Origin of the sequence: Burkholderia sp. Bp9015 (genome assembly GCF_003853505.1) — a bacterium.
Classification (GTDB): Bacteria; Pseudomonadota; Gammaproteobacteria; order Burkholderiales; family Burkholderiaceae; genus Burkholderia.
The window spans coordinates 1-13,433 of the sequence record NZ_QTPZ01000069.1 but is presented as its reverse complement, the minus strand read 5'-3'; the positions used below and the strand labels follow the sequence as shown (position 1 = coordinate 13,433).

Here is a 13,433-nt window from a genome sequence, read left to right as displayed (position 1 = left end):
AGCAGCCAATCGCATACGAAACCCCTTTAAACAGTGCCCCGATCGTCGGAACGAGGCGCTTTTCAACAGCCTGCTAGAGGCTCAGCAAGGCGAAGACCGTCAATAGCTTTACGCGTCTTGTGTGGGCGCTGTCGGATCCGACGGAGCCGCAGGCGTAACTTGCGCAATGGATCATCGTGCCCGATGGGTTGGCCGCCGACGCCTGCGTGCAGACCTCCGCGCTCGCCGGCCGCCCGATCGATGCGAGTACCGGCGGCCGCGCTCGAGTATCCGCTTGCTCCGGTCGTGCGTGATGGCGGTGGCCTAGCTGTCGCGATATCCGGGGTGCATCGCTCGAGCTCAATCAGAGGTCCATATCTAATGATGGCGCGCACTGCTCATTGGATTGCAAATCCGGGCTGTATGCCGCGTGCGCTCGATTGACTGAATGGCCGCGCTGTGGCGCCGGGCCGCGATGTTGCGGGGTGTGCACGGGACTCAACGCTCGGATGGGCATGCGTGTCACAAAATTTGCGATGTCGATTGCCATTGCCCGATCGTCGGGGACGTTGGAATGGGCTAGTGTGTGTGCGATTTCGTGCCAGGCGCTCAAGGTGTCGAGATGTGCCTCCCATAGAACCCGGCGTGTCTCTTCGTTGATCACCGGCGAGTAAAAGCGGAGAGGAATGCCTTGTGCTGCCATCCAAATAGCGGCTTGTTTCGGAAAGCGTTGCGTTTCGCCGCGCACTATTCTAGGTGTCGCGTTCGCGTCGACGCCATATGCTTGCAATTGCCGCGCGAAGGATTCTCGCCACCGATGCAAATCCTGTTTGCGCGGATTGAGTCGCTGGCCGTCAGGGCCACGTGTATGGATACTTAGGTGTACGTGAGGATGCGCTTCATCATCGTGTACCGCGAAGACGTATGGCCGCCCATCGCCGAATGTCTCGTGCGCAAATGCGCTTGCCGCATCTCGAACTGCTTGGCGATTTGTGCCGGGAGGCATCGACAGCAGCACATTGAGGGTCTCTCTACGCCTGCTTTCTTGGGGAATTCCCCAGCCGCCCAAGTGCCATTGCTCAAGGAGGTCGTTCAGCTCGGTCTTTCCGGTGATCACATGCCCGTCCTGATCTTCCAACTCGACATCACCGTTGCGCGAGATGTACCGCAAGTGACGACGGACTACGGCCATCCCCTGCGCGCCTCCCCCCTTGTTGCTAATCTTGACCATCACCTCCGGGGCGCGCTCAAGCGTTGCAACCAGCTTCTCACGCAAATGCAGGGCGTGTCGGTGCATTGTCCAATGCGGTAGGTGCTGAGCGCGGGTATGCCGAAGCGGTTCGTGAAACAGTCGATCTCCCCAGTTGACCAGTAGAGCGTCGACGTAGGTTCTGGGAAAGGCCATGTCAGCGGCTCCATCGATCCAGGTTGCTCCGCACGAGCTTCGCCGCAGCGTGCAGGTGCGCGTCAATTGCTGCGCGAGTGTCCTCCCAAGCGGGTCCCTGCCGGGAGGGACTCGTGTCTGAACTTCTGATGAGTTCACCGAGTAGCCTACGGATTACCGCAAGTTGTTGATTTGACTCTGCGAGAAGTGTCAACTCTCGGTTCCCAAGCTGCGGTTCACCGGTGAGATGTGCCCGAATCAACGCGACGATCCATCGGTTGGCCGTGAAACCGTTAACATAGGCCGCGGCCCTGACGCATTCGTGCTCAGTGCGAGTGAGCCCAATCCCGATGCGTATGCAGGGCCCATCTCGAGGGGGGAATGATGGTCGCGTGTCTGGTCGGTCGGCTGCCCGTTCAATGGCCTTCGCTGCGAACTGCCGCAAGCCCTCGCTGGGCGTGACGCCGCGTTGTGCGCACCACGCCTCCCATTCCGCTTTGAGCGTCCCAAGTTCGACGCTGAGTCTCGCCCGGGGTGCGTTCACGGTTCACCTGCCACGAGTTGGGCATCTGTCGTGGGGCGGGCGCACGTGTGACTGCCCGCTCGGGTGCGCGGAAGTGTGTTTGCAGGGGCAGAGGGGATTGCATCGGAAGTGCCTTCGAATAGACCTCTCGTGACTCGGGGCATGAAGCAAGAAGCGATCGGCGAAGCAATATCAATCGGGCGGCGCATGGCCTCTTGTTGACCGAGCCGAATTTCGTCGAATTTCGGCTCCGCCGTATGCATAACAAGACGCTCGAGCCACACCGGGCGCGGTGAGACGCGCTCATGTTCATCTGATTGGGCATCGTTCCACATCCGGCGAAGATTTCCTTGCCGTGGCCAGGTGTCAACCTTCAATCGGCACTGCCGTCGATTGAGCGGTTGCGTGATGATTGGGCGCAATTTCATGGTGGCATTCCTCATGGAGCGCATCCCAAGGGCCGGGACCGATGCGCACCGAAAGGCAGTCGGTCGTGCGTACCGCGTATCTGCGACCTATGGCGAGGGTCGCAAAAAGTGTGCAGATGCAGGCTCGTCACGAACGGCACGAGGGGCGTTCGTGACCAGTGAATCGAGGTGATGGCGTGGGCAAGCACGCGCTCGGTTGCGCATGCACGTTGACCGGACCGGATTGGCTTGAATCTAGGTCGATTTTTCAGCGGAAACAAGAGGGCGTGCCGAGGTATCGCAGGGTGCACGCATCCGTGTAGTTCTCAGTCAATCCGCTGAGTGCTGAAAAAAATTTCGGCTGACGACACCGGGCTATGGCGGTTCGCAAGCCGGTTTCCGCGCTGGCTGGTATGGTGGCGTCTCCGTGACCGGTGTTCTACGTGAGGCGCGTGATCGATATTCCGATACGGGCATTCGCCCAACTTGGTCGTATGCCTTACTTCACGGTGGCCAAAGGCAAAAACAACGCCAATGGGTCATTCGCCAGTTGCTCGAAGCCGAAATGCCGATAGAACGTGGCGGCGGCCTCGTTCTTTGCGTCGACCGTGAGGGCTACTGCGGCGATCTCTGATCGCGCGGCACGCTGTAGTGCGTTCACGAGCAGCGCCGCGCCGAATCCCCTGCCTCGGTAAGTCTGATCAACGGCCAACCGCCCCATGCGCACGGCTGGAATCGCCGGATACCGCGGCAGCTTGCGTGCCAGATCATGCGGTAAGTCTGCAAGGGTGATACTGGCGGCAGACAGCGTGTAGTAGCCGACAACGACTTTGCCGTCGAGCATGACGAAACAGGCAGCAATCTTTCGGCGAACGTCCTGCGTGACTTGCTCTCGCAAATAACGGTCTAGCGCTGGCGTTCCACATACGAACCGCGATCGATCATGGGTCGGCCCCAGGGCGGCGACAACTAGTTTTGAACCGCTCATTCGTCACGCAGGAGTTGATCGTGGCGTTCGAGCGCACGCTTCAACGCGTCGATGGGTTCTGCCGGCGACAGAATTGCTTGAGCAAAACGTTCGGAGTCCGCCACTGATAGCCGGATAATTTCAGCATCAGCGATTGCACGTTGCGCCGCTTCACGAGCGGCAGACACGACAAAATCCGACATGGTGCGCCCTTGAATCTCGGCGGCGCGCCGGATTACTGCATGCACGTCCGTCTCAATGCGGGCTTCAAATCGAGTAGTAGCCATGGTCGTTTACCTCCTGATGCCACTGTACGGAAAATTGCCGGTCAAGTCAATCTGTACGGAAATTTGCCGGTTCGGTCGGTTGTTTCACATTGGGCGGTCGGTGCTCACGATGGGCTGGGCCGGACACGCTGCCAGATCAGGCCACCGGCGGTGGTCCTGCGGCGGCGAGTAGTTTCGCGAACGGGAACTGCGCGCGCAGCGCGGCTGCCATCTAATCGAGATCTGTGCCATATGCCGGAACATTGCTCCTTCTCAGGTGGTCGGCGTCGTCAGCGTAGGGGAACGTGGCACGGTGCGGCTTCGGAGACGCATTCGCTGCGCTACACGGGTAGACTCCCTAGAGCCTTGCCAGGCCTGCGGAGCGCACTCATTGGCCAAACCGTTGATCGTCATCAGTCTCCACTGCAACGCACAGAAGTGGACGGCCGCGCACGGGAGCGTCAGGAGGCTCGAGCCGCAGCAGAAAGTCGAAATACCGTTCCGTGAGTTTTGCGAGTTGTTCTTGCACCGCGCCCAGCCGGATCAGGCATTGAGCGTCCCAGTTCATACCCACGACGAGTTCGCTCGTCTCGCATTTCCACTCGCTCAGCAGAATCGCGGCGGCTCGTGCGTTCTCCTCGGCGAAGCGCTCGACGCGCTGCTCGATGTAGCGCACGTCGTCGCGCATCAATTCGCCCGAGATGCGCAGTGAGACAGTGTGCGCCACCTTGTCGTGCTTCAAGTGCACCGTCGCGATGCCGCTCAGATGTCGAGACACCCGATCAAGCTGCTCATCCTCCAAGTCGTCCTGGACCGATAGCGCACCCGACAGGACGTAGCGTGCTGGCTCTTCCATCGTCTTCTCCGTTGCTTCGGTTATCCTAGGCCGTGAGTTGGTGCGGTCTGTCAGCGTTCTCGCGCATCTGAAGCGGCGGAGTGGCGGAACTTTTCCAGAATTCGTGCCTGGCGTTGCAGGAAGGCCTCCAGTTGCAGGTGCTCATCGGCGAGTTCTTCAAGCAGTTCGACGTATTGGGCAAGGCCGACGGGAATAAACGATGATTCACCGTGTCGCACACGGCGGAAGATGGCGCCGGCACGCGCCCATTTCTGGGACAATTCCTCCAGCGCCTCCTCGACGGACCGGGCTTCATCGTCATTGAGAACACCGCGAATGCGAATCAAGAGCGAATGAGTGACGGCGTCAGTGGCGAAATAGACATCTGCGGGGTTCGCGATACTTTCGGCGAATCGCTGGGCGTGTTGGTGGCGAAAGTTGTCGAGGACGGACAATGCGCCGCAGATTTCGTACGTGAATGCCATATAACCTCCGCATCGAGGAATCGCGATCGGCGAGTATGCCGCTCTCCCTCGCAGTGGCGCGCTAAGCTAGCGATTGGATACTTTCAGACGTCATTTTAGAGTCGTTTGATATATTGTCAAGGAAGAAAAATATCAAATGGATGATTTCGAGGGGCGCCTAAAAAGGGAGCGATTGCGTCTGGGGCTAAATCAAACCGAGCTGGCGATAATTGGCGGGGTTCAGAAACACGCGCAATTTCAGTATGAGAAGGGGATGAGGCGTCCGAACTCCGATTACCTGGGCGCGATCGCCGGTGCTGGCGTGGATGTCTGCTATGTCCTTACCGGAGTGGAGGGAGCTCGCCTTGAGAACCCCGATGAGCAACGCATTGTTTCTGGATTTCGCGCGCTCGACGCGCGCAAGCGCGAGGCGCTTTTGGCGCTCATTGAGGCGTTTACCGAGCAACTCGAGCGGTAGCTTGCGGTTCAGTGTGATCCAGGGCTGAGGCATTGCATGTCTCAGTTACCGGCACAGCGCTGTTTGGCTGATGGCGCGAGGCATTTGCATCATTGGCCCGGACATCACGTCAGTTGTGTGATTCATGGACATCGTTTCAACTAATATGGGGCGATGGGGACGATGGAGCGCGAAATCTCGATGCGATTACGTTGGGTGCGCATGTATCAGGAGACCGGCAACGCCGGTCTCGTGTGCGCGCGTTGTGGCATCTCTAGGCCGGCGCTTCGCAAGTGGCTGCGCCGCGATCGGAGTGCAGCAGCAATTCCGGTGGCGGCTTGCGTTGCCAGCAAGCGCTGCGCAACGCCTGGCAGACCAGATCCGCGTTGATCCGCTCTGACATTGACCGTGGAGGCCAACGCACGACAGCCGTGACGGCCAGGGCGATCGACGCTCGCAGGCGCGTTGTGTGGTGCCGCGTTGGTGAGCGGCGTCGCCCTAGCTGCCTGCGCATGACGTCGAGGTGCGTTTTCCTCGGGGGAGGCCATGGCGGTCAGGGAACGGACGTCCTGACCCAAAAGCAACGGACGCAAAAAAGCCTCCACTCGGGAGGCTTTTATTGCACTATCAAAGATAGTTGGTAGGGTGGGAGGGACTCGAACCCTCGACTCTCTGATTAAAAGTCAGATACTCTAACCAACTGAGTTACCACCCCACGTTCTTGAAACCGGTTGGTCCGTTGCGCTGACAACTTGCTCAACGACCCAAAGAGCAAGAGATTATATCGGCGAATTGAAGGGCTGTCAACAATTCGACACGGTAATTTATTTGATGCTCTCGATCTTGCCCTGCGCAGTCTGCGCAGCGTTCGATCCGGCGTACTGCGACACGACCTGCTCGAACGTCTTCTTCGCGGCCGCCTTCTGGCCTTGCTCGAGCTGGTTCGTCCCGATCGCGACGAGCGCGTCGGCCGCGCGCGGATGCTGCGGATACTTGCTCACGATCGCTTGCCACGTCGCGGTCGAGCCGCGGTAGTCGCGCAGCGCGTATTGCGCATTGCCGAGCCAGTACTGCGCGGTCGGCTGGTACGGGCTCTGCGGGTACTTCGCGATGAAGCTGCGGAACGAGGCCGCGGCAGCCTTGAAGTTGCCGTTGCGGAATTGCTGCTGCGCCGCGCTGAGCGCATCCGTTTCACCCGGCTGCACGGTGCCTTCGACACCATCGATCGTCGCCTGTTGCGGCTCGAACTTCTTGAGCCGCGTGTCGAGATCCTGGTAGTACTCCTTCTGCTGCCGTTCGAGCGTCGTCAGCCGGTTCGTCAGATCCTCGTTCTCGCCGCGCAGCGTCGCGACCTGCTGGTTCAGCTGGTCGATACGGCCGGATTGATCGAGGATCGTACGCTGGGCGGCCGACAGCTGGCTGGACAGGTTGTCGCTCTTGCTGCGCAGATCGAGCACGGCGCGGCGTGCCTCGTTGTCGTCGAACATGCCGGCGTGCGCCGGCGCGGCCGACCACGCCGCGCCGACGACGCAGAACGCTGCGGCGATGCGCAGCCAGGATACACGGTGCGTCATACGGCAACTCTTCCGTTACTTACTGTTGGTAGACGAGGTCGGCGCGACGGTTCTGCGCCCACGATGCTTCGTCGTGACCCGCTGCTTGCGGCTTTTCCTTGCCGAGGCTCACGGCTTCCATCTGCGAGTCGTTCACGCCGAGCAGTGCCATCGCGCGGCGGACAGCTTCCGCACGCTTCTGGCCCAGCGCGAGGTTGTACTCGCTCGTGCCGCGCTCGTCGGTGTTGCCCTGGATCAGCACGTGACGCTGCGGATGGCTCTTCAGGTACTGAGCGTGTTGCTGCATCAGCGGCTGGTACTCGTCCTTCACCGAATAGCTGTCGAAGTCGAAGTAGATGCTGCGCTTTGCGAGCGGGCTGTTCGGGTCGTTCAGCGGATCGACGTTCACTTGCGCGACGTTGTCGGCGTTCGGCTGCGTGCTCATCGCACCTGCGTTGGCCTTGTCGTCGAGCTTCACACCCGACTTGCACGCTGCGAGCGCGCTGATCATCATCACGGCCAGGGCCAGACGAGCTTTATTCGACATCATGGTTACTCTCCTTGTGGTCATTGCATGAAGGGCCCCCACGACGGCTCACGAACGGAGCCGCCCTGGACGGACAGGATTTGCGGCGGCGCGCTGCCGTCGGAGGGCACTGCTGCCAGCACGTTACGACCACCCGACTGGGTCGCGTAGAGAAGGTACTGGCCGTTTGCCGCGAAGCTCGGCGATTCGTCGCGATTGGTATTCGTGACGGCGTTCGCCGCCCCGGATTGCAGATCCTGAACGTACAGCTTGAACCCCCCACCCGTGCGGGAGATGTAGGCGAGCAGCTTGCCGTCCGGGCTGATGCGCGGGCTGGTGTTGTAGCTGCCGGTGAAGGTCACGCGTTGTGCCGCGCCGGCGCTTTCGCCTTGCGCCGGCATCCGGTAGATCTGCGGCGCGCCGCCGCGATCGCTCGTGAAATAGATCCAGCGGCCGTCCGGCGAGTAGAACGGCTCGGTATCGATCGAGCTGCTCTGCGTGAGCCGGTGCAGACCGCCACCGGTTGCATTGACCGTATAGATTTGCGTATTGCCCGTCAGCGACAGGGCAACGGCCAGCGTGTTGCTGTCCGGCGACCACGCCGGCGCGCTGTTGTTGCCCTTCTGGTCGGAGACGATGTAGCGGCGGCCGGTCGGCAGGTCATGGATGTAGACGATCGGCTTCTTGCGTTCGAACGACACGTACGCGACCTTCGTGCCGCTCGGCGACCACGACGGCGAGATGATCGGCTCGGTGCTCGACAGCGCGATGCGCGGGTTCTGGCCGTCCGAATCCGAGATCTGCAGCTGGTAGCGGTTACCCGTCTTGATCACGTACGACAGGCGCGTGGCGAACACGCCGCGCACGCCGAGCAGCTTCTGGTAGATGTAGTCGGCGATCTTGTGGCCGGCCGTGCGCAGCGTGGTGTCGGTGGCCGTCAGCGACAGGCCGCCGAGGCTTTGCTGCTTCACGGTGTCGTACAGGATGAAGTTCACCTTGTACTGGCCGTTCGCTTCGCGGTTCACGCTGCCGGCGACGAACGCATTCGCGCCCTTGGCCTTCCATGCGCCGAGATCGACCGATGCGGTCTCGGGCACGGGCGTGCTGCCCGCGTCGATGTTGGTGAATTTGCCGCTACGGGCGAGGTCGGAGCGGACGATCGACGTGACCTGCTGCGGCAGGCCTGCCTCGTTCGCGAAGTTCGCGGTGGCGATGGGGAACTGGGTCGAACCGACGCCGGTGATCAGCACGTTGACCTGCGCGTTAGCGGCGCCGCCGGCCGCAATCAGACACGAGGCCACGAGTGCCCTGAAACCTAGTTTCGTCATCAAACTCATGCTTCTTGCTTCCCATGTGACTTGGATCGCTGCGCAACCGCAGAGACAGTAAAAATACCCGATTCGTTCCCGTCCGGCAGCGACGCACGGAGTGTAAGCGCATTTGCGATCACTCCGCCGCCTTGAAGGTAATCGTAATGTCGGACGGGGTACGACCGTTAGAATCGGGCGGCAATGGGACCGACGACTGGATCGCATTGACCACGGCTTGATCCCACCCCGAATTTCCGCTCGAACGGCGGATCGAAACACTGAGCACGTCGCCCGACGGCGTGCAGCGGATCGCGACGACGGTCGTCAGACCTGCGCGCTCGCCGCCCCAGACGATGTTCGGCTTCACGCGGCGACGCACCTTGTCGGGATAGCCGGGCGATGCGGCATTGCCGCCGGAGCCCGTGCCGGTGCCGCTTTTCGCGAGGCCCTCGCCGCCGCCTTCGCCGGCGCCGGACATGCCCTGCATCTGCGCGAGGCGCGCGTTGCGCTCACGGTCGAGCTTCGCCTTCGCTGCGGCGTCGGCCTTCGCGCGCGCCGTCGCTTCAGCCTTCGCCTTGGCCTGGGCTTCCGCCTTCGCCTTCGCGGCCGCGTCGGCCCTGGCCTTCGCTGCCTGCTGCGCTTCCAGCTGCGCCTGCTTCTGTTGCTGCTGTTTCTGCTGCTGGAGTTTCTGTTGTTCGAGCTTTTGCTGCTCCACGAGCTGTTGTTGCTTGAGCTTGTCCGCCTGCTTCTGCCGTTCGCGCTCGGCGGCCTTCTGCGCGGCGAGCGCGGCAGCCTGCTGGGCCGCGAGTTGCTCGCGCCGGGTTTCCTCTTGCTGGGCCTTCAGTTGCTGCGCGCGGCGCTGCTGCTCGAGCAGCGCTTCGCGCGCGGCCGCTTCCTGCTGCCGTTTCTTCTGCTGCAGCGCGATGTCCGCCTGCTCGTCCCGGACCGGGGGAGGGGGCGGTGCGAGCTTCGCGGGCGGCGCGGGCGTGACGACGGGCCGCGGCGCGGGCACGTCGGGTACCTCGGTCCACAGCTCGGCCTCGGAGCCGGCCGGCGTGCTGTTCTGCCATTGCACGCCGTGATAGAGGAACAGCGCGAGCAGCACGTGCATCAGCGCGGCGAGCGCGAACGCGCGCCAGGTGCCGCGCTCGCGCGGGGGCTGAGACGGGTAGGCGTTGCCGCGCGTGGATTGCTGCCGGTTCATTGCGATTTGACGAGGAGGCCGACGCGCTTGACGCCGCGCGCCTTCAGGTCCGACATCACGGTCATGACCGCATCGTACTGCACGGTCTTGTCGGCCGCGATCACGACGGGCTGGTCGGGATGGTCAGCCTGCCGGGCCGAGATGAAGCTGTCGAGCTCGGCCTTGGTCATCGTGTCTTCCTGCGTCGCGCCGGCGTCGCTCTTGTACTTGACGCTCATCGTGCGGTCGGCCTTGATGTTGACGACGACGGGGGGCGTCTGTTCCTGCGGTGCTGCGTTGCCGACGGTCGGCAGATTGATGATCGACGGGGCGACGAGCGGTGCCGTGACCATGAAGATCACGAGCAGCACCAGCATCACGTCGATGTACGGCACGACGTTGATGTCGGCCATCGCGCGGCGCGAGCGGCCGCCGCGCATGCTGGATCGAATGGGGCTTCCTGCCATGGCGTGCTCCTTACTGGGCCTGGCGCTGCAGGATGTTCGAGAACTCTTCGATGAAGGTCTCGAAGCGGATCGCGAGGCGGTCGATGTCGTGCGCGTAGCGGTTGTAAGCGACCACCGCCGGAATCGCGGCGAACAGGCCGATCGCGGTGGCGACGAGCGCCTCGGCGATGCCCGGTGCGACGTTCGCGAGCGTCGCCTGCTGCACGTTCGCGAGGCCGCGGAACGAGTTCATGATCCCCCAGACGGTGCCGAACAGGCCGATGTACGGGCTGACCGAGCCGACCGACGCGAGGAACGCGAGGTTCGCTTCGAGTACGTCCATTTCGCGCTGGAACGACGCGCGCATCGCGCGGCGTGCCCCGTCGAGCACGAGGCCCGGGTCGCTGATGCGCTTTTCCTTCGCCTTCAGGAATTCACGCATCCCCGATTCGAAGATCCGCTCGAGCGCGCCGATCGTGTGACGGTTGTTGGCCGCGCTCTGATACAGCGCCTGCAGGTCGCCGCCCGACCAGAAATCCCTTTCGAAGCGTTCGGTCTGCGCGCGTGCGCGGCGGATCGCGAACCACTTGCGGAAGATGAAGGTCCACGACATCAGCGACAGCAGCAACAGCAGCCCCATCACGGCCTGGGCCAGCACGCTCGCGTTGAGGACGAGGGAAATGATCGACAGGTCTTGAGAAGTGTTCATAGAGGTTTGAGTAACGTCCCTTCGGGGGTGTCCGGCGAGGGCGCACGGTATGCGTGTGGCGCGGCGCGCCGGCCTGGCCTGGCGCCGAACCTTGCTTAGTATCGATTCAGGAAGGCAAGTTCATGGGCCTTGTCTAAACGGTGCTCATCCGAGCTTCGTTGACAGTACGGCAGTCTGCCCGGCGTCGATGACGGGCCCGCGTTGCAGCGCGTCGAGCACGACCGGCGGGATCGCCGCGGGCCGGATGCCGATCTGTTCGACGCAGCCGAGGCGGATGTGCCCGGCGACGAGCAGCGTGTCGCCACGCCATGCTTCCTGCGTGAATTCCACCGAGGCGCGGCCGATGCGTCCGGGCCGGCTCGTGATCGTCAGCGTGTCGTCGAGTCGCGCCGGCGCGCGGTAGTCGAGCGACGTGCTGCGGACGATGAAGATCGCGCCCGTGTCGTCGGCGAGCCGACGCTGGTCGATGCCGCACGCGCGCAGCCATTCGGTGCGAGCGCGCTCGAAGAATTTCAGGTAGTTGGCATAGAAGACGATGCCGCCTGCGTCGGTGTCCTCGTAGTACACGCGTACCGGCCAGGTGAAGCCGGAGTGCGCGTCCGGGGAGCGGGTAGGCTGAGTCATGGCGCGCATTTTACCGGAAGGCCGAGGCCGGATTCGTAACCGATTCGTAACGGAATGTAGTGCGGCGCAGCATGCCGCGGGCCGGCCGGAGGCGGGCCCGCGGCTGCGCCCGCCGTGTCAGCCGCGATGGATCGCGAGGCCGGCCGGGGCCTGGGCGACCGGCATCATCTCGATCGTGTTGATGTTGACGTGCGCGGGGCGCGTCGCGATCCAGTAGATCGTGTCGGCGATGTCCTCGGCCGTGAGCGGCTGGACGTTCTGGTAGACGTTCGCCGCCTTCGCATCGTCGCCGCGGAAGCGGACGTTCGAGAATTCCGTGCCGCCGCAGAGGCCCGGCTCGATGTCGGTTACGCGCAACGGCGTGCCGATCAGGTCGGCGCGCAGGTTCAGGCTGAATTGTCTGACGAAAGCCTTGGTTGCGCCGTATACGTTCCCGCCCGGATACGGATAGGTGCCGGCCACCGAACCGAGGTTGAAGATATGGCCGCGGCCGCGCTCGATCATGCCGGGCAGCAACGCGTGCGTGACGGTCACGAGGCCCGAGCAGTTCGTATCGATCATGGTTTGCCACTCGTCGAGGCTGGCCTTGTGGGCCGGCTCGACACCGAGCGCGAGACCGGCGTTGTTGACGAGCACGTCGAGCGCCGCGAATTCGGCGGGAAGGGCGGCCGGCACGGCTTCTACTGCGGCGCGGTCGCGCACGTCGAGCTCGAGCGGCAGCAGTGCCTCGCCGAGCTCGGCCGCGAGCGCATCGAGACGATCCTTGCGGCGCGCGGTTGCGACGACGCGATGGCCGCCGTTGACGAAGGCTCGGGCGATTGCGGCGCCGAAGCCGGCGGACGCGCCTGTGACGAACACGATCATTGCTGCTCCTGGTCGGTAACAAAGTAGCGGATAGTATCCCGCAAGCCTACTGAGATTGCCGCACCGCGGCAAGGCGCCAAAGCGCGTCGGCACGGGTGCGTAAAGTCTGGCCCTTATTGTTTCGGCGCCGCTGCCGCGCGGTTGCCTATTCATGACGCATCCAATAAACTAACGCGCTCATCACCCCTGCGTGACTGGCGATAGAACCCTTCGGGTTCAAGGTGGAGCATCCCACCGTGAAGCGCGGGGCGCCGTTTTTGCCGTTCGCCTGGGCAGCCGTTGTGCGCCGTTGCGTGCATCGCCGGTGGCTGTCCCGTCTCGCGTCATACGGATTCTTCCGCCACGTCGAGCTGGTTCCGCCAGCAGCGCAATGTACTCGGCCGCCCCGGTCAACCTGTACACACTTAACGGAAACCGTATGTTTGACAGAGCCCAAAGCACCATCGCGAACGTCGATCCCGAACTCTTTGCAGCGATCGAGCAGGAAAACCGCCGCCAGGAAGATCACATCGAGCTGATCGCGTCGGAAAACTACACGAGCCCGGCCGTGATGGCCGCACAGGGCTCGCAGCTCACGAACAAGTACGCGGAAGGTTATCCGGGCAAGCGCTACTACGGCGGCTGTGAGTACGTCGACGTGGTCGAGCAGCTGGCGATCGACCGTGTGAAGCAGCTGTTCGGCGCGGAAGCCGCGAACGTGCAGCCGAACTCGGGTTCGCAGGCGAACCAGGGCGTGTTCTTCGCGATGCTCAAGCCGGGCGACACGATCATGGGCATGAGCCTCGCGCATGGCGGCCACCTCACGCACGGCTCGCCGGTGAACATGTCGGGCAAGTGGTTCAACGTCGTCAGCTACGGGCTGAACGAACAGGAAGACATCGACTACGACGCGGCCGAGAAGCTGGCAAACGAGCACAAGCCGAAGCTGATCGTCGC

General features: G+C 62.7%; 14 protein-coding genes, 1 tRNA gene, 2 pseudogenes and 1 riboswitch. Of the genes and pseudogenes, 3 read left to right on the top strand and 14 right to left on the bottom strand.

The features are described from left to right. Nucleotides 1-343 precede the first annotated feature (343 nt). From DIE12_RS37310 to DIE12_RS37285, 5 genes are all read right to left on the bottom strand, one after another. Entirely contained in the window at nt 344-1,384 is a 1,041-nt protein-coding gene (locus DIE12_RS37310) for a relaxase/mobilization nuclease domain-containing protein (protein ID WP_124551591.1), read from the bottom strand. Nucleotides 1,385-2,792: 1,408 nt separating this feature from the next. Then, on the bottom strand, nt 2,793-3,281 hold the full coding sequence (locus tag DIE12_RS37300; protein ID WP_124551589.1) for a GNAT family N-acetyltransferase: 489 nt from the start codon (nt 3,279-3,281) through the stop codon (nt 2,793-2,795). After that, on the bottom strand, nt 3,278-3,547 hold the full coding sequence (locus tag DIE12_RS37295; protein WP_124551588.1) for a DUF1778 domain-containing protein: 270 nt from the start codon (nt 3,545-3,547) through the stop codon (nt 3,278-3,280). Before DIE12_RS37295 ends, DIE12_RS37300 begins: the two co-directional genes overlap by 4 nt. Before the next feature lie 367 nt (nt 3,548-3,914). Continuing rightward, entirely contained in the window at nt 3,915-4,382 is a 468-nt protein-coding gene (locus tag DIE12_RS37290) for a hypothetical protein (protein WP_124551587.1), read from the bottom strand. 50 nt (nt 4,383-4,432) lie between these two features. Next, on the bottom strand, nt 4,433-4,846 hold the full coding sequence (locus DIE12_RS37285; RefSeq protein ID WP_185641262.1) for a hypothetical protein: 414 nt from the start codon (nt 4,844-4,846) through the stop codon (nt 4,433-4,435). Nucleotides 4,847-4,982: 136 nt separating this feature from the next. Between DIE12_RS37285 and DIE12_RS37280 the strand changes: the two genes are divergently transcribed. Both DIE12_RS37280 and DIE12_RS37275 read left to right on the top strand, forming a co-directional pair. Next, entirely contained in the window at nt 4,983-5,303 is a 321-nt protein-coding gene (locus DIE12_RS37280) for a helix-turn-helix domain-containing protein (protein WP_124551585.1), read from the top strand. 180 nt (nt 5,304-5,483) lie between these two features. Continuing rightward, nucleotides 5,484-5,600 (top strand): annotated as a pseudogene (locus tag DIE12_RS37275) (helix-turn-helix domain-containing protein); the annotation flags it as partial. A 320-nt stretch (nt 5,601-5,920) separates the two neighbouring features. Here the strand turns inward: DIE12_RS37275 and DIE12_RS37265 are convergent. The 9 genes from DIE12_RS37265 to DIE12_RS37225 all read right to left on the bottom strand — a co-directional run bounded on the left by DIE12_RS37265 (nt 5,921) and on the right by DIE12_RS37225 (nt 12,497). Beyond that, nucleotides 5,921-5,997, bottom strand: a tRNA-Lys gene (locus DIE12_RS37265). A gap of 109 nt (nt 5,998-6,106) precedes the next feature. Then, nucleotides 6,107-6,856, bottom strand: a complete 750-nt coding sequence (gene ybgF, locus DIE12_RS37260; RefSeq protein WP_124487923.1) for a tol-pal system protein YbgF — start codon at nt 6,854-6,856, stop codon at nt 6,107-6,109. A gap of 19 nt (nt 6,857-6,875) precedes the next feature. After that, nucleotides 6,876-7,385 carry a peptidoglycan-associated lipoprotein Pal gene (gene pal / locus DIE12_RS37255; RefSeq protein ID WP_124551583.1) on the bottom strand — a complete coding sequence of 170 codons (510 nt, stop codon included), beginning with the start codon at nt 7,383-7,385 and terminating at the stop codon, nt 6,876-6,878. A gap of 17 nt (nt 7,386-7,402) precedes the next feature. Then, nucleotides 7,403-8,698, bottom strand: coding sequence for a Tol-Pal system beta propeller repeat protein TolB (tolB, locus tag DIE12_RS37250; RefSeq protein ID WP_044844090.1), 1,296 nt, complete (start codon nt 8,696-8,698; stop codon nt 7,403-7,405). A 109-nt stretch (nt 8,699-8,807) separates the two neighbouring features. After that, a complete protein-coding gene (gene tolA / locus DIE12_RS37245) occupies nt 8,808-9,875 on the bottom strand; it encodes a cell envelope integrity protein TolA (RefSeq protein ID WP_044844091.1) in 1,068 nt (355 codons plus the stop codon). Beyond that, the gene (gene tolR / locus DIE12_RS37240) at nt 9,872-10,321 is read right to left on the bottom strand and encodes a protein TolR (protein WP_124487921.1); all 450 of its coding nucleotides are present in this window, start codon (nt 10,319-10,321) and stop codon (nt 9,872-9,874) included. The genes tolA and tolR overlap by 4 nt, the downstream gene beginning before the upstream one ends. A 10-nt stretch (nt 10,322-10,331) precedes the next feature. Next, nucleotides 10,332-11,009 carry a protein TolQ gene (gene tolQ, locus DIE12_RS37235; RefSeq protein ID WP_010091489.1) on the bottom strand — a complete coding sequence of 226 codons (678 nt, stop codon included), beginning with the start codon at nt 11,007-11,009 and terminating at the stop codon, nt 10,332-10,334. Nucleotides 11,010-11,153: 144 nt separating this feature from the next. Beyond that, nucleotides 11,154-11,642 carry a tol-pal system-associated acyl-CoA thioesterase gene (ybgC, locus tag DIE12_RS37230; RefSeq protein WP_044844093.1) on the bottom strand — a complete coding sequence of 163 codons (489 nt, stop codon included), beginning with the start codon at nt 11,640-11,642 and terminating at the stop codon, nt 11,154-11,156. 108 nt (nt 11,643-11,750) lie between these two features. After that, complete coding sequence (locus DIE12_RS37225) at nt 11,751-12,497, bottom strand: SDR family NAD(P)-dependent oxidoreductase (RefSeq protein ID WP_124551582.1); 747 nt, start codon at nt 12,495-12,497, stop codon at nt 11,751-11,753. A gap of 180 nt (nt 12,498-12,677) precedes the next feature. Continuing rightward, nucleotides 12,678-12,778, top strand: a riboswitch (ZMP/ZTP riboswitch). Between the two features lie 137 nt (nt 12,779-12,915). On the opposite strand from DIE12_RS37225, the pseudogene glyA reads away from it, so the two are divergent. Then, nucleotides 12,916-13,433: pseudogene (gene glyA, locus DIE12_RS37215) on the top strand (serine hydroxymethyltransferase); the annotation flags it as partial.

Excerpts from the sequence above, each read along its gene's own strand:
- DIE12_RS37310 (WP_124551591.1), bottom strand. The coding sequence starts at position 1,384 with ATGGCCTTTCCCAGAACCTACGTCGACGCTCTACTGGTCAACTGGGGA.
- DIE12_RS37300 (WP_124551589.1), bottom strand. The coding sequence starts at position 3,281 with ATGAGCGGTTCAAAACTAGTTGTCGCCGCCCTGGGGCCGACCCATGAT.
- DIE12_RS37295 (WP_124551588.1), bottom strand. The coding sequence starts at position 3,547 with ATGGCTACTACTCGATTTGAAGCCCGCATTGAGACGGACGTGCATGCA.
- DIE12_RS37290 (WP_124551587.1), bottom strand. The coding sequence starts at position 4,382 with ATGGAAGAGCCAGCACGCTACGTCCTGTCGGGTGCGCTATCGGTCCAG.
- DIE12_RS37285 (WP_185641262.1), bottom strand. The coding sequence starts at position 4,846 with ATGGCATTCACGTACGAAATCTGCGGCGCATTGTCCGTCCTCGACAAC.
- DIE12_RS37280 (WP_124551585.1), top strand. The coding sequence starts at position 4,983 with ATGGATGATTTCGAGGGGCGCCTAAAAAGGGAGCGATTGCGTCTGGGG.
- ybgF (WP_124487923.1), bottom strand. The coding sequence starts at position 6,856 with ATGACGCACCGTGTATCCTGGCTGCGCATCGCCGCAGCGTTCTGCGTC.
- pal (WP_124551583.1), bottom strand. The coding sequence starts at position 7,385 with ATGATGTCGAATAAAGCTCGTCTGGCCCTGGCCGTGATGATGATCAGC.
- tolB (WP_044844090.1), bottom strand. The coding sequence starts at position 8,698 with ATGAGTTTGATGACGAAACTAGGTTTCAGGGCACTCGTGGCCTCGTGT.
- tolA (WP_044844091.1), bottom strand. The coding sequence starts at position 9,875 with ATGAACCGGCAGCAATCCACGCGCGGCAACGCCTACCCGTCTCAGCCC.
- tolR (WP_124487921.1), bottom strand. The coding sequence starts at position 10,321 with ATGGCAGGAAGCCCCATTCGATCCAGCATGCGCGGCGGCCGCTCGCGC.
- tolQ (WP_010091489.1), bottom strand. The coding sequence starts at position 11,009 with ATGAACACTTCTCAAGACCTGTCGATCATTTCCCTCGTCCTCAACGCG.
- ybgC (WP_044844093.1), bottom strand. The coding sequence starts at position 11,642 with ATGCGCGCCATGACTCAGCCTACCCGCTCCCCGGACGCGCACTCCGGC.
- DIE12_RS37225 (WP_124551582.1), bottom strand. The coding sequence starts at position 12,497 with ATGATCGTGTTCGTCACAGGCGCGTCCGCCGGCTTCGGCGCCGCAATC.